The sequence below is a fragment of the Oceanicaulis sp. MMSF_3324 genome (assembly GCF_030733545.1).
Classification (GTDB): Bacteria; Pseudomonadota; Alphaproteobacteria; order Caulobacterales; family Maricaulaceae; genus Oceanicaulis.
Map to the genome: position 1 here is coordinate 56,945 of NZ_JASHIU010000005.1, position 14,216 is coordinate 71,160.

10 protein-coding genes are annotated in these 14,216 nt (G+C 63.3%); 3 read left to right on the forward strand and 7 right to left on the reverse strand.

The genetic code is table 11. From position 1 onward, the window contains the following. The first annotated feature begins 90 nt into the window (after window positions 1–90). Window positions 91–891, forward strand: coding sequence for a DUF1295 domain-containing protein (locus tag RBA95_RS06825; protein WP_306016101.1), 801 nt, complete (start codon window positions 91–93; stop codon window positions 889–891). A 3-nt stretch (window positions 892–894) separates the two neighbouring features. On the opposite strand, the gene RBA95_RS06830 is transcribed toward RBA95_RS06825, so the two are convergent. The 4 genes from RBA95_RS06830 to RBA95_RS06845 form a co-directional block, all read right to left on the reverse strand. After that, window positions 895–1,077, reverse strand: coding sequence for a hypothetical protein (locus RBA95_RS06830; RefSeq protein ID WP_306016102.1), 183 nt, complete (start codon window positions 1,075–1,077; stop codon window positions 895–897). A 72-nt stretch (window positions 1,078–1,149) separates the two neighbouring features. Next, window positions 1,150–2,661, reverse strand: a complete 1,512-nt coding sequence (locus RBA95_RS06835; protein ID WP_306016103.1) for a hypothetical protein — start codon at window positions 2,659–2,661, stop codon at window positions 1,150–1,152. A gap of 98 nt (window positions 2,662–2,759) precedes the next feature. Then, entirely contained in the window at window positions 2,760–4,691 is a 1,932-nt protein-coding gene (locus RBA95_RS06840) for a cellulose biosynthesis cyclic di-GMP-binding regulatory protein BcsB (protein WP_306016104.1), read from the reverse strand. Window positions 4,692–4,839: 148 nt separating this feature from the next. After that, the gene (locus RBA95_RS06845) at window positions 4,840–5,772 is read right to left on the reverse strand and encodes a hypothetical protein (protein WP_306016105.1); all 933 of its coding nucleotides are present in this window, start codon (window positions 5,770–5,772) and stop codon (window positions 4,840–4,842) included. A gap of 140 nt (window positions 5,773–5,912) precedes the next feature. On the opposite strand from RBA95_RS06845, the gene RBA95_RS06850 reads away from it, so the two are divergent. Then, window positions 5,913–7,850, forward strand: coding sequence for a glycosyltransferase family 2 protein (locus RBA95_RS06850; RefSeq protein WP_306016106.1), 1,938 nt, complete (start codon window positions 5,913–5,915; stop codon window positions 7,848–7,850). On the opposite strand, the gene RBA95_RS06855 is transcribed toward RBA95_RS06850, so the two are convergent. From RBA95_RS06855 to RBA95_RS06865, 3 genes are read right to left on the reverse strand one after another with little or no spacing between them, the layout of a single operon-like run. Continuing rightward, window positions 7,847–10,948, reverse strand: coding sequence for an efflux RND transporter permease subunit (locus RBA95_RS06855; protein WP_306016107.1), 3,102 nt, complete (start codon window positions 10,946–10,948; stop codon window positions 7,847–7,849). The two genes, RBA95_RS06850 and RBA95_RS06855, sit on opposite strands and share 4 nt — an antisense overlap. Window positions 10,949–10,973: 25 nt before the next feature. Continuing rightward, window positions 10,974–12,038 (reverse strand): efflux RND transporter periplasmic adaptor subunit, encoded by a 1,065-nt coding sequence (locus RBA95_RS06860; protein WP_306016108.1) that lies wholly within the window; start codon window positions 12,036–12,038, stop codon window positions 10,974–10,976. After that, window positions 12,035–12,604: a TetR/AcrR family transcriptional regulator gene (locus RBA95_RS06865; protein WP_306016109.1), complete on the reverse strand. Its 570-nt coding sequence runs from the start codon at window positions 12,602–12,604 to the stop codon at window positions 12,035–12,037. The genes RBA95_RS06860 and RBA95_RS06865 overlap by 4 nt, the downstream gene beginning before the upstream one ends. A 288-nt stretch (window positions 12,605–12,892) precedes the next feature. Between RBA95_RS06865 and RBA95_RS06870 the strand changes: the two genes are divergently transcribed. Then, complete coding sequence (locus RBA95_RS06870) at window positions 12,893–14,200, forward strand: hypothetical protein (RefSeq protein WP_306016110.1); 1,308 nt, start codon at window positions 12,893–12,895, stop codon at window positions 14,198–14,200. Window positions 14,201–14,216: the final 16 nt, after the last annotated feature.

Genomic DNA, 14,216 nt, shown 5'->3' on the forward strand with positions numbered 1-14,216 from the left:
GCTCAGCCCGGGCATCTGTTTGTATGGGCGTGACCAACTGGCGTGCGGTCTTCCGACCTTTCTGACGCCCACAGGAGCCGAACTCGCATCATGAGCGTCCTCAGCCTGCTCGCCCTGAATCTGGGGGCTGTTCTCATATTATTTTCAGCGCTTTGGCTTCTAGCCCAAGTCAATCGCGACCCCAGTTTCGTGGATGCGTTCTGGGCGGGCGGGATTGTGCTGATCGCCTTGATCACCCTGGCCGCAACACAGGGCGCGACATGGCGACACATGCTTGTCACAGGTCTCACGCTGATCTGGGGCGTGCGGCTGGGCGCCCATCTCTTGCTGCGCTGGCGGGCGGAAGGGGCGGACCGCCGCTATCAGAAACTGCTCAGCGATGTGCGTGAGAAGCGCGGCTGGAGCTATGCCCGAACCACTCTGATCTTTGTCTTCCTGCCTCAGGCTGTGCTGCTCTGGCTGACGAGCCTGCCCGTCCAGCTCGGACAGGCCTTCGCACTAGAGACCCCGCTCGGCCTGATCGGGTGTCTGGGCGGCGCGTTGGCGCTGTTCGGTATCGGATTTGAAACACTGGCCGATCATCAGCTTGCGCGCTTCAAACATGATCCCGACAAGCGGGGCCAGGTGCTCGACACTGGGCTGTGGGCCTGGAGCCGGCATCCCAATTATTTCGGCGAAGTCTGTGTCTGGTGGGGGCTCTGGCTGGTGGCGGCCGAGACAGGCTGGGGCGCGCTGGCGCTGCCCGGGCCGGTCTTCATCACCTTCACCTTGCTCAAGCTGTCGGGCGTGACGATGCAGGAAGCGGGCATGGAAACGCGCCGTCCGGCTTACGCCGCTTACAAGTCGCGCACTCCGGCCTTCATTCCCAGGCCGCCGCGTCGTAATGATTGAGAATTAGCTGCGGCGCACCGGAGCGATATCAAACCCGTCAGGCGCGCTGTCCAGGAACCGCTCGACGAAGCGAATCGCTTCTTGCGTCTGTTCCTTGCACAATCCGGTCTTCAAACCGGTCATCGCAAGACCTGACGCACCCAGAGCCAGAAGGCCCACACCAGCAATCACCATAATCAGTCGCATAACGCCCTCCCCGGCGAACACGACTGAAGCGTAACATTACGCGATGTTCATTAACAAGCGGAAAGGTACGGACTAGAGCGAATCCTGCTCCTGAGCCTCGAACATGTCCGATTCCGTAGGAGCGGACATGGCCGCGCCAGCCTGCTTGAGCGCCGCAAGCGCTTCCTGGATGCTGGTCTCCATCAGGCTCGCCGCGCTTTCCACGCGATGACTGGCGGCATCATAGCGATCCACGTCCAGCTGACCCACCGCAGCTTCAATGCGTTGCGCCGCGCCGTCCACGCGCTGGCCCAGCTCGCCCGACAGGGATTCCAGCCCTGCCCGGAAATCAGACAGGGTGGCGTCCAGCCCGCCAGCCGGAATGGACTGGGCGATGGCGCGCATTTCCTCACGGAACGCGTTCAGCTCCGCCGCCACGTCCAGATTGCTGCCCAGTCGGGTCTCATGCAGTGCAGAGGCTGCGATATCGTCAATATCGACCGTGTCCACATCCTCATCCCAGATCTCGGTCTGGGGCGGACGGGATTCCTCATCCTCGAGGACGAAGTCTTCAAGCTCGTCCTCGATATCAAGCGTATCGCGAATGTCGTCCTCGAGCGCCGCATCAAACGCCGGCTCAGTCGCCGGCTCCGCGTCATACTCCAGATCCGGTTCGTCCCGATCAGCTGAAACGTCTTCGTCTGACGCTTCCTCCGTCAGGACGGCATCGGGCTCAGTCGCCGGCTCTGAAATCGTTTCCGGGTCCTGGGCGGTCTCGATGTCTGCGCTCTCGGCCTCAGCCTCAAAGCTGTCGATGTTTGCGACATCGGTCTCTTCGGCTTGAGGATCTTCGATGTCGGGATCGAACGCGATCGGCTCGTCAAACGCGTCCGCCTCACTCACCGCAAACGGGTCTTCATCGGTCGGTTGATCACCTTCAGGCGCTTCAGGCTCCGCAGCCTCGTTGTCCTGAACCGACAAGGCCGCGTCGTCCGCCGCTTCGGCTTCGGACGCTGCGTCCTCCATCATCTCGGACGCTTCAGACTCAATCGGGTTTTCAAGCTCCCAGTCATCCTGAAGCTCGGGCGGCGGCACGAAATCGTCGAGATCGACCGTATCGTCGTCATCATCCGCTTCAAGGTCGACAACGCCGTCATTGGAGGCTTCTTCAGCGTCAGAACGGTCATCCTCGCCCGTTGCGAAGTCCCATTCATGCTCGGCCAGATCATCCATGACAGCTTCGCCCTCTTCATCGGAGAGCGACTGGTTCTGGATGCCGAAATCCTCCTTGCGGGGATGATCGGGCTGGCGGGCGAGATGCACGGCTTCGCTCGACGGGTCGCCAAACAGGGTCTGGGCCAGCTCGTCACAGGCCGCATCCACCTCATCCACGCTTTCGACCGGCGCGCACAACGCCCAGGTCAGAGCGCCCAGCGGCGTGAATCGCACATGCTCGGCCGCTGCCCGTTCCAGATACAGGGATGTGAAGCGCTCAAGCTCCGTCGCCAGCGCATCGGCATGTGCCGTCGCCGGGGGGCGCAATTGCAGGATGAACGCCGCTTCTCCCTCGCGGGGTTGAACAGCGTCTGCGGTGGCCAGCTCCATACGTCCCAGCCGGAGCGAATCACCCCGGTCCCTAAGTCATTTAGACGAACACCAGAGCGCACCGACCTTGCGAAGGTCTTAACATAGAGTGAAATGGACTATTCGAAGCCCATAATGGTCGATGCGCCCGCACCGCCCGGCGACATCGACACGCCGTCGGCATGGATGATGGCGATATCATCCTGCCCCAGATGCGCGCCCAGCATGGACGGCGCATCATCAATGGCGTGCACCACCAGACCGGGAATGTAGACCGGCGCGGCCTGGGCCCCGGACGGCGCAATCTCCGCTTCCGAAACCTGCAACAGGGTGAGGTCTGACAGGGCGCGCACATCCACGTCCAGCCCCGCGCCCGACTGCATCACCAGACGGTCGGCATAGACCCGCAAGGGCGAGCTCACATTGCCCGGGGCATTGTTGATGGCCAGGAAGGGACGCCCCACGGGCTCGGACCGGCCATTATCGGTCGGTACGAACCGATAGCTCAGATCCGCTTCCGCCGGCGCGAACAGAGCCAGCGATTCCGCCGTAACCCGCGCCATGACCAGGCGCTGATCCATGCTCATCATGTCGGGCAGGCGCACTTCCAGCCCTTCGGCGAACGCCCCCGGCAAGGCGGTGAAGCCGCGCTCATCGCGATCGCCTTCAAACAGAAGCGCGCTGTCGCTGGCCAGTTGCACGGGGTAACGCTGCTGGGAAATCTCACAGCCGCCATCGTCACGCTGGCGCTGGAGCGCGACCGCGATCTCATTGGACAGGCCCTGCCCCTGCGCAGGCAGATCCACGCGATAACGCACCTGCCCCGAACCGCCCAGGCGACGGGAATCAATGAGCTGTCCGTTCAGCGCCACATGGGCCACGGTCGTCACGCCGACCGGACCATCAGGCAGCCGGAAATCCAGCCCAACGCCATCGGCCACGCGCCCGTGAGGCGCGCTCGCCAGATCATAGTCAAAGCGCCATTCGCGACGGTCAGAGACCTGCTGCACGCTGGTGTCCACTCCCAACGCATCAAGCGTCAGGACCGCCGGCCCGCGAGCGGAAAAGAACTGGACCGGGTCCACGGAAACGCCGCGGGCGATCGTGGACAGTTCGCTCGTCAGGAAGCGCACGGTGTCGATGCGTTCCGGATCGGTCACCGCCACCATGGTCCCGCCCGCGCGTCGCCAGAGGCTGGCGCCGGCCGGCGCCCCCTGGCCCACAGGCTGGAAACCGGCACGCTGCAAGTTTTCCCGCGAGCCCGCCAGGATCACGCCTTCAAGGCCGGAATCCACCGCCGCCATGGCGTCGGCGAGGTCCATCATGGTCACCACAAATCCGTTGCGGTTCAGACGCGCGCCCAGCCGGGTGGAGATTTCAAACCAGTCCTGGCCCTCATCCATGGCGATCACGACATGACGCGGCGTCAGCGCCAGCACGTCGCGCACCGAGGTGAGCGGACCCTCAAGCTCGATTTCCATGCCCGAACGCGGGTTCAGGGTGAGCACCGCGCCCATGGAGCGGTCCGAATGGCAGACCTCGGCGGAGACATCGCCCGCCAGCTGCACGGCGACGCGGGCTTCGGTCGAGCCATCGAGCTGATCGGTCAGATCAAACACCCAGTTGAAATCACGTTGCCCAGGGGCGAGCACGCGCTCCATGACCCGGCGGCCATTCACCGTGACGCGCAGGGCGGTCACAGCATCCAGGCTGACATCCTGACGCCCCTCCAGAACCAGGCGCACCGCCCGGGTCTTCTGGTCGCGCACCAAGGGCAAGGTCGCGGAGGCGTAGGACGGATAGCCCGACACCACGAGGCCATCAGCATGGCCCGCATCAGCGAAGCTCACATCATAGCGGCCATCGCGCCCAAGCGCCGCCTGGGCGGTGGTCAGCCGGTCAAAGACCTGACGGACGAACAGACCGAACTCGCCATGACCGGCATTGAGCTGCCCGGAGACAAACAGGGTCGCCACGCTGGCGAGCGCGATCACGCCCAGAGAGGCGGAGAACCAGGGAAAGCGTCGCTTGTATTCGCGATTGGTTTTCATATCGAACTCGCCCCTTTTTCAGAGCCGCTCCGGTCTGCCGAATATTCAGCGCCCATCGCGTGCGAGAGAGAAAATCTGTTGATCCCGACGGGCGCTTGCGCCTCGCTGGAGCCTGTTGGACTGGCCTGCGCCATGGGGTAGCCGGCCTTTAGAGTGTGAGCGAAAAGCCGGCGCGGAAAGTCGCGCCGTCATAATCGCGCGCCCGGATATTGGATCGGTTGTCGAGATAGCCCGCCGCCACGAACGCGTTCACGCGCTCTGTCAGCTCCCGCTCATACCGCGCCTCGATCTCGAAGCGCTCGTCTTCGCGGGCGAACGGTTCCTGAGTCGAGAAGGAGGCGTCGTATTCGCGATCGCGGAAGTCCGCGATTAGCGCCGCAGAGCTCTTCTCATCGATATTCCAGACGACCTCGCCGCGCAGGCGGGTTTCATCAAAGGAGAACCGCTCTTCATCGGCGTCGGCCTGCTCGAAATAGGCGGAGAGGCGCACCGTCAGCGCCTCATCCATCGGGCGGAAGAATTGCTCAACGCCAATGCGCAGGCGTTCTGAATCAAGACCCTGCAGATTGGCGCGCTCAAAGTCATAGGCGTTGGCGCGCACCCGAACGACGGTTTCCAGGCTCCGATCGCCTTCGGGCCGCCAGCGCAACTGGGCTTCGGCCTCGGGACGGGTCCAGTGCGCGTCGCCATCGCGGCTGAGCGCGCTATACCCGGCCGACAGGCGCAGCTGGAGCGTGTTGTCCGAGGTCGTGTTCCAGTACTGGACGCGCGGCGTGACCAGAACCGAGTTCAGTTCATCACGATCAGGATAGCCCCGAAGCCTTACCTGTCCTTCAAACCGCAGGACCTGACGACCGGACAAGGGCTGAACGCGGCGCACCCAGGTGTTGGAATCCCAACCTGTCTCAAGATCGAACACCCCCGCGCCGAAAGCGGTCAGCTCTTCATCCGCCGAGAACGGATCCGACCGGGTGAGCATGTTCGTGGAGTGAAGCTCGAAGCGCCCGTCCGCCTGGGCCGCGCCCGTGCAAAGCGCAGCCAGTCCCACGGTGAAACAGCAGATCCGCTTGAAGTCGTTCATCGTGTCACCCCTGATCCCATCTGCGGTCGAGATGGAATTGCCCTTCCTGAAACATGGTTTTAATGCTTCGTTAAACCTGACAGATAATCCAGTACGCGGGCGAACCTGAACGCGTCATGAAGCGGTAAGGCGTCGCGCCCATGCTCAAGGACAAAGACCCGTCACCTGAGACCTTGTCTGGCAAGACTTATGCCGTTGATGCGCCGTCGGAATCCGTAACGGAACGGGACAAGCCCGCAGCCCGTCTGGATGATCAGGGACGCCGGACGGATTTTTTCCGATCCGTGGATTCAGCCCCTGTCGGCGTTTCGGTCGCGCGGCCGCGCTGGATTCAGGACGTCGCACTGGTCACCTTCACCTTCTTCGCGATCATTCTTCTGGCCCTGCCGGAACTGGCGCGCGCCCTGTATGATGTGGCGATACCGCGGGACTTTGTCGGCTTTACGGCGGATCGCATGAATGCGGTTCTGCCCGTACGCACCTTCTTGCTGAGCTTTTTCCTGACCTATGCGCTGTTCGCCCATGGTCGACCGGACAAGCGGCTGATGCTCGCCTTCAGTTTCGTCGTGAAATTCGCGCTGGCATGTGCCCTCGTCGACCTGGCGGCCTTCATGAGCTGGCGATGGGCCAGCGCGGTCTGGCCCGTGCATTTCCAGCAATTCCTGGCCGGCATGGCGGGCCTGATCATATTCCCGCACACACTGATCAGCCAGGCGCGTCTGCCCGTCAGTTCAGGCACGCCCGTCCTGCGTGGCGGCAAGCTGCACGAATACGCCATCCTGTTCGTGGCCGGCGCCATCGCGGCGCTGACGGCCGTGCTGGTCTCCACCGTCTATGCTCCCGAGGCGGAGTATCTGCGCTCGATCGCGCTATTGGGCGGGATGGGCCCGGGGGTCTTCCTCGCCCAGCAGGTCATGGGCGTCCAGCTCGCGCTGATTGGCTGGATCCGCAATAAACTCTCCCGGCGTCGGGCCTTCGCCCCGCCTGTGGCGGTCATGATCCCCGCCCACAATGAAGCCCACCAGATCCGCGAAACCCTCTTGGCCGTGGACGCCGCCGCAGCGCGCTATAAAGGCGATGTGCGCGTGATCGTTATGGAGAACTGCTCCAGCGATGACACTGCGCAACTGGCCGAGAACACGCTGGCCAAATGCGAACACCTCGCCGGCTGGCGCGTGGACGCCAGCACCATTCCGGGCAAGGCCAAGGCGCTCAATCGCGGGCTCGACCTGATTGAGGAAGGGTTCGTGGTGCGCATCGACGCCGACACGGTCATCGGCCGCGATGCACTGAAGACCGGCATGCGCCATTTCGCCAGCAACAAGGTCGGCGGCGTGGGCGGCCTGCCGCTGCCCCATGAGGGCGAAGGCCTGCTATCCAAGGTGCGCGCCATCGAAGTCCTGCTGCGTCATGGCTTCGTGCAGGTGGGCTTTGGCGCCTTTGGCGGCGTCTTCGGCCTGCCGGGCATGTTCGTGATCTATCGCAAGACCGCCCTTGATGAGGCGGGCGGGTTCACCGAAGGCATGAATGGCGAGGACACCGACATCACCCTGCGCATGGCCTCTCTGGGCTATCGCATGGTCGCGGACCCCAAGGCGAAATTCTACACCGAGACGCCCGACTCCCTCGCCTTCCTGCGCGAACAGCGCACGCGCTGGTTCCGCTCGCTTTATCACGTGACCGCGCATAATCGCGATGTCCTGTTCCAGCATGGCTCGGTGATCGGGAACGTGTCCCTGCCCTTCACGCTGCTCAATGGCGCGCGACGGGCCATGATGGCGCCACTGCTGATCTATGGCCTGGTGGTGTTTTTCCTGTTCGGCGGCGTTTATGGCCACCCCGGCTTCGCGACGGTCATCGCCGTGATCATGGGCATGCCCTTCGTACTGGCGCTGTTCGTGCTGATCATCTGGAGACGGCTCGATCTCATCCCGATCCTGCCGCTCTATATGGGCTTTCGCTTCCTGCGGTCGTACTACACGCTCGGCTCGACGCTTTCGCTGATTTATCCCGACACTGCGGCCGAGCGCGCCTTCAACGCGCCCAAGCCCCGTCAGAAGCCGCCCTTCGCCAGCTAGGCCGCGGCCTTGCCCTCGACCTCATCGGGTTTGATCCGGAAGAACAGGGCATAGAAGACCGGTGTGGCGATCATGGTCAGCACCGTGGCGAAAGCGAGACCGCAGATGATGGTCACCGCCATGCCCTGGAAGAAGGCGTCAAAGATCAGCGGCGTCATCCCCAGGATCGTCGTGCCCGCCGCCAGCAGCACCGGCCGCAAGCGGCTGACCGAGCCCTTCACCATGGCGTCAAAGCGGGCCGCGCCGCGATTGATGCGCTGATCCACCTCGTCCACCAGCACGATGGCGTTCTTGATCAGCATCCCCGACAGCGACAGAAGGCCCAGCAACGCCGTGAAGGAGAAGGCCACATTGGTCGCCAGAAGCCCCATCGATACCCCGCAGATCGACATGGGCACGATCAACCAGATGATCAGCGGCTGACGCACGCTCTGGAACAGGACAAAGCTGGTCACCAGCATCACCAGGAAGCTGAGCGGCAGCACGCCGCCAAGGGATTCATTGGCTTCGCTGGACGCTTCATGCTCACCGCCCCATTCGAGCGAGTAGCCATGGGGCAGCTCGATCTGGGTGACGATTTCGGCGAAACGCGGGAAGGCCGACGCCGCCGTGGTGTCATCCGAGCCCGGATTGCCCTGCACGGTCAGGGTGCGGACCCGGTTGCGGCGCTGGATCAGGCTTTCATGGGCCTCGAGCTCGAACCCGCTCACCACCTGGCTGATCGGCACATAGGCGTTTTGTGACGGGCTCCAGATCAGCCGGTCGGTCAGACTGTCCGGCGTCGCGCGTTCTGCGATCGGCGCCCGGGCGATGATGGGGATCAACAGATCGCCCTCGCGGAACACGCCCACTCGGGACCCCGATGTCGCATAGCTGAGCGCTTCGGCGATGTCCGCGCGGGTCACGCCGATTGTCCGGGCGCGTTCGGCCAGGATTTGCGGCTCCAGCACAAGCTCGCGATTGCGCCAGTCCGTGCGCAGATCGCGGAACTCGCCCGCTTCGTTCAGCCGACGCATGGCTTCATTGGCGAGCGTACGCAGCACTTCCGCGTCCGGTCCCATGAACCGGGCTTCGAGCTGGGCGCCGGAGGGCGGACCGAAGACGATCCGCTCGGACCGCGCTTCAAGCTGGGGATGGGTGTTGTCGATATAGGCGAGGATGGAGTCCGCGAGCGGCGGGATCTCGTCCAGCGTTTCGGTCTGGACGATCAACTGGCCATAGGCGGGGTTGGGTTGCTCACTGGCATAGGTCAGCATGAAGCGCGTCGCGCCCCGGCCCACAAAGGCGTCCACGGACCGCGCATCCGCCTGCTCGCCCGCAAACCGGGCCACATCCTGAACCACCGCATCGGTGTCGAGGATATCGGCCCCCTGGGGCATCATCATGTTCACATAGAACATGGGCGTATTGGAGTTGGGGAAGAAGGCCTGACGCACCGAGCCAAACCCGATGATGGAGGCGATGAAGATCACCACCAGCGCGCCCAGTGTCACGATCCGGTGCTTGAGCGCGAGGATCAGCATCCGGCGATAGGCGCCGTACATGCCGTGGCGATGGGGGTCTGACTCAGGGTCCGCCTTCTCCCCCTTGAACAGGTGATAGGCGATCATGGGCGCGACCGTGATGGCCAGCACCCAGCTCAGCATCAGGGAAATGCCGATCACCGCGAACAGGGAGAACAGGAATTCACCGGTGGAGTCCGGCGACAGGCCGATGCCCGAAAACGCCATAATCCCGATGATGGTGGCGCCCAGCAGGGGCCATTCAGTGGAGGACACCGCGTCTTCGGCCGCCTTCATCCGGTCCTCGCCGCGCTGGACGGAGACCTGGATGCCTTCGGTGACCACGATGGCGTTATCCACCAGCATGCCCATGGCGATGATCAGCGCGCCTAGCGAGATGCGCTGCATGGTAATGTCAAAGGCGTTCATGAAGAACAGCGTGCCCAGCACGGTCAGGAACAGGACCGCCCCCACCGTCACGCCGGCCCGCCAGCCCATGAACAGGCACAAGACCCCGATGACGATGCCCACCGACAGAGCCAGATTGATCAGGAAGCCATTGGTCGCTTCCGCCACCACCGTGTGCTGTTCGTAGATCGGCTTGAGCTCGACGCCCACCGGCAGGTCTTGCTCCAGCTGCGCCAGTCGCGCCTCCACCGCTTCACCCACATCCACGATATTGGCGTCGCCCAGACCGGACACCCCCAGCGTGAAGGAGGGTTCGCCATTGTGGTAGATATAGACGTCCGCGCGTTCGACCGGGGCCCGGGTCACCGTGGCGATGTCGGACAGGCGCAGGGTCTGGCCTGCATCGCGGGGCGAGATCAGCAGGTTCTCGATGGATTCCACCCCGCCGATGGATTGGGGCATCTCGATCCGCAAAAGCCGGTTGCCTGACGGCGCCTCGCCGGCCGAAACCACGGCGTTCTCATTGGACAGTGTGGACAGCACCGCTTCCACCGGCAGGCCCAGACGCGCCAGATCCTCCTGGGAGATCTCGATATAGATGCGCTCTTCGGGAACGCCGGAGACCTGAACCTTGGACACCCCGTCCACGACCAGAAGCTCGCGGCGCAGATCGTCTGCAATGTCGCGGATTTCACGGTCGGAATAGCCGGGCGCGACCACCGCGTAGAGAATGCCGTACACATCGCCGAAATCATCCAGCACGACCGATTCCTGGACACCGGGCGGCAAGGTATTGGCGGCGTCGCGAATGCGTTTTCTCAACTCGTCCCAGATCTGGGGCAGCTCGGAGCCGTCAAACTCGTCCCGCATGCGCACATGGATCTCGCTGACCCCTGGCGCGCTCTCGGAGAACACCTCGTCGAGCTGACTCATCTGCTGGATCGCGGTCTCCAGCCGTTCGGTGACCTCATCCTCCACCTCTTCCGCCGTGGCGCCGGGATAGGGCGTCACCACGATCGCTTCCTTGATGGTGAAGGAGGGATCTTCCAGCCGGCCTACCGACATGAAGCCCTGAACGCCGCCAAACAGGCAGAACAGGATCACGATCCAGGTCAGGACCGGGCGCTCGATGGACAGGCGGGCCAGATTGAATTTTCCGCCGGCGTCAGACTGTGCGGTCTCGCTCATAGGTCTCGCTCCCGAACCGGATCAATCAGCGATTGCCCGGATTGATAGGCCGCACGAGCATGCCCTCATGCAGGGCGGTGACGCCTGCCGTGACAATCTCCTCGCCCGGTTCGAGACCGGAATGAATGACCACCTGGCCGCCCTCGATCGGTCCCGCCAGCACATCGCGGCGGCTGACGGCGCCCGTTTCGTCATCATAGATCCAGACCGAGAAGGATCCGTCCGGATTGGAGCTGAGCGCAGACAGCGGGGCGACCACGCCCTGCTGATCGGCCGAGACCGATTGGGGCAGGTTCACCGTCACCGAAGCCGTCATCCCCGGCAGAATGTTCGCCGGCAGGGTGTCGGGCAGCGCCAGGAGAGCCGTGTAGGTCTGGGAGGCCTGGTCCGGCTCAGCAACCAGTTCACGGTAATCCAGCGAGAAGGTCTGATCCGGCAGGAAGGGAAAGCGCGCCGTCATTTCAGGCGTCTCTTCACGGTCGACCTGGGCGATCAGGCTTTCGGGCACCTGAATGGCGACCCGCAGCTCGCTGATATCCTGGATGCGAACCACTGGCTGACCCGGCGACACCGTGGTGTAATTGTCCACCAGACGGCGGCTGATCAGCCCGTCAAAGGGCGCGTTGATGGTCGCGTATTCAAGGTTCTGGCGCGCATTGTCGAGCGCGACCGACCGCAAATCATAGGCGGTTTGGGCGTCTTCGAGCGCCGCGTTCGAGGCGATGCCGCGTTCATTCAGAGTGCTCTGGCGATCAAGATTTTGCCGCGCCTGCTGGAGCTGCACCTGCGCTTCGCGTCGCGCGCGCTCGAAATCCTGCGTTTCGAGCCGGGCCACCATGGCGCCTTGCTCGATCAGCTCGCCCTCGGACACGGGGAACTCGGCCAGCTGGCCGCCCACCTGGAAGGACAGGTCCACGGTCAGACGCGCCTCAACCCGTCCCACGAATTCACGCTGGTTCGAGGTTGCAGCCGCTTCGACCGCCTCGATGCGGGCGGCGCGCGGCGGCGCCTGCTCTTCGGGCTCTGCGGGCGAACAGGCCGCCAGGACTCCAAGGGCGCATATTGCGAGGAGGGTTGTACGGGCGATCATTGGGGAGACTCCGTCACCAGGGCGACGAGGCGGGCTTCTATGGCCCGGCGCTCGTCCGACGAGCAGGATTCCAGTCCGAGAATTTCCGCGAAGTGCAGACCATCCGAAGCCAGAAGCGCAATCCGGCCCATGACCGGATCAGGGGCATGAGTGAGCATGTCATCGCGGATCTGCAGGTGCACTTCACGCACAGGCTCGATCAGCTCGGGGTTCTCCGCCAGGGCGGCGAGCAGGCCCATATAGACTTGCCGGTCCACATGCTTGTCATCGAAAAAGGCGCACAGCATGGCGGGCAGCATGGGCGCGTTTTCTGAAAGCGCGCGCGCTTTGGCGGCCTCATGGCGCACCAGAAAGCGGTTCGTCATGCGTTTGATCATGCCTTCGATCAACGCGATCTTGGACGGGAAGTTATAGAGCACGCCCCCCTTGGAGAAGCCGCTCTCCTTGACCACGGCGTCAATGGTCAGATGTGCGCCGTCACGGGCGACCACACGCTCTGCGGCGTCCAGAATCAGATCCGACGTGCTGACCTTATCGGCGGCCTTTTGGGTGTCTTCGGGCTTCAACCGGCGCTCCATCCTGTCGCGATGCGTGTTTGCTGCACTGCATCTATACCGTCTGGACGGTTTTACAAGAGGCAAACCGTCCAGACGGTACACATATTATTACAGGCGAGCCGCAACACCTTCTACGCGCACAGGGAAGTCGCGAAAGACACAGCGATATGACAGAATTTTGAAAAAGGCGGCTTTAACCGTTCCTTTGACTTTCCGGCTGGCTTCACCCTTGCTATCGGGTGCGCACGGCGGGCGTCCCTGCATCGCCTGAGGGCAGTACATAGAGGATATGATCTCATGGCGGATCTTGGGCAGCTGGGCATTTTCGGCGTCCCGCTCTTCGGGCTGATAGGCTTCATGTTCGCCGCCTATGCGATTGTAGCGAACGATGTCATCCAGACATTGGGCACATTCCTGGCGTCCAACTCCAAACGTCCCTGGCTGGTGCTGTGGGCCTTTGCGGCGGCCATCATCGTCGCAGTCATGCTCTACGGCTATTTCGGTCAGGGCGGCGATATCGCCTTTGGCCGCCTGAACCGCATTCCCTATCCCGAGACCGGCATTCAATGGTGGCATGTGCTGCCGCCGCTGGTGCTGCTCATCCTCACCCGTTTCGGCATTCCGGTCTCCACCACCTTCCTCGTGCTCACCATTTTCACGCTGACCGGCGGCGCCGCCACGGCGGGCGTTCTGGGCAGCATGATGATCAAGTCGCTGCTGGGCTATCTCGTCGCCTTCGGGGCGGGCGTCGTCCTCTTCCTTCTGATCTCGCGCATGTTCGAGACCTGGGTGTTCAAGACCGATGTCGAGGACCATGGCACGCCGGACTGGCACATTCCCATGGTCGCCGGCCTGACCGCGCTTCTGGTCTATCTTCTGGTGAACGGCCCGACCCTGCCGGACCTGTCACAGGCCAACTGGGTCGCCACCGGCCTTGTGATCGCCGTCAGCATCGCCGTCGCCTTCATCACGCACCGCTTCAACACTTGGTTCGTGCTGCAATGGCTGTCGACGGGTTTCCTGTGGTCGCAATGGCTGATGCAGGACCTGGCGAACATCTTCGTCTACCTGCCGCGCGAAACCGTGGTGGACCCGGTCACCGGCGATGTCAGCGTCACCTTCTCCATCGGCCTTCTGATCTTCGCCACCCTCCTGATGCTTGGCCTTCACGCCATCATCTTTGCGGCGCGCGGCGGCGAAATTCAGAAGATCGTCCTGTCCAAGACCAATACCGTGGATGTCCGCGCCGCAACGGTGGTGGACTTCGCCTTCGGCGTCATCCTGATGTACTTCAAGGAAATCAACGACATTCCCATGAGCACGACCTGGGTGTTCCTGGGCCTGCTGGCCGGGCGGGAGCTGGCGATTTCCATCGCTGCGAAACTGCGCGGCATCAAGGACGCCGCCTTTGACGTCTTCACCGACATTCTGCGCGCCTTCATCGGCCTGGTGATTTCCGTGATGATGGCCCTGGGCCTGCCTTTCCTGGCCACCGGCGAGCTGCCCAATATCGGCGAGGCTCTAGGCCTGGCCCAGGCCGAGCCCGCCATCACGGCGCCGGTTGAACAGGTCGAGGGACCGGCCACGCACGCCCAGCTGCGCTGACCCGACCTTTTTCCGC

Coding starts and splice junctions, on each gene's coding strand:
- RBA95_RS06850 (WP_306016106.1), top strand. CDS start 5,913: ATGCTCAAGGACAAAGACCCGTCACCTGAGACCTTGTCTGGCAAGACT.
- RBA95_RS06835 (WP_306016103.1), bottom strand. CDS start 2,661: ATGGAGCTGGCCACCGCAGACGCTGTTCAACCCCGCGAGGGAGAAGCG.
- RBA95_RS06830 (WP_306016102.1), bottom strand. CDS start 1,077: ATGCGACTGATTATGGTGATTGCTGGTGTGGGCCTTCTGGCTCTGGGT.
- RBA95_RS06825 (WP_306016101.1), top strand. CDS start 91: ATGAGCGTCCTCAGCCTGCTCGCCCTGAATCTGGGGGCTGTTCTCATA.
- RBA95_RS06855 (WP_306016107.1), bottom strand. CDS start 10,948: ATGAGCGAGACCGCACAGTCTGACGCCGGCGGAAAATTCAATCTGGCC.
- RBA95_RS06860 (WP_306016108.1), bottom strand. CDS start 12,038: ATGATCGCCCGTACAACCCTCCTCGCAATATGCGCCCTTGGAGTCCTG.
- RBA95_RS06840 (WP_306016104.1), bottom strand. CDS start 4,691: ATGAAAACCAATCGCGAATACAAGCGACGCTTTCCCTGGTTCTCCGCC.
- RBA95_RS06870 (WP_306016110.1), top strand. CDS start 12,893: ATGGCGGATCTTGGGCAGCTGGGCATTTTCGGCGTCCCGCTCTTCGGG.
- RBA95_RS06845 (WP_306016105.1), bottom strand. CDS start 5,772: ATGAACGACTTCAAGCGGATCTGCTGTTTCACCGTGGGACTGGCTGCG.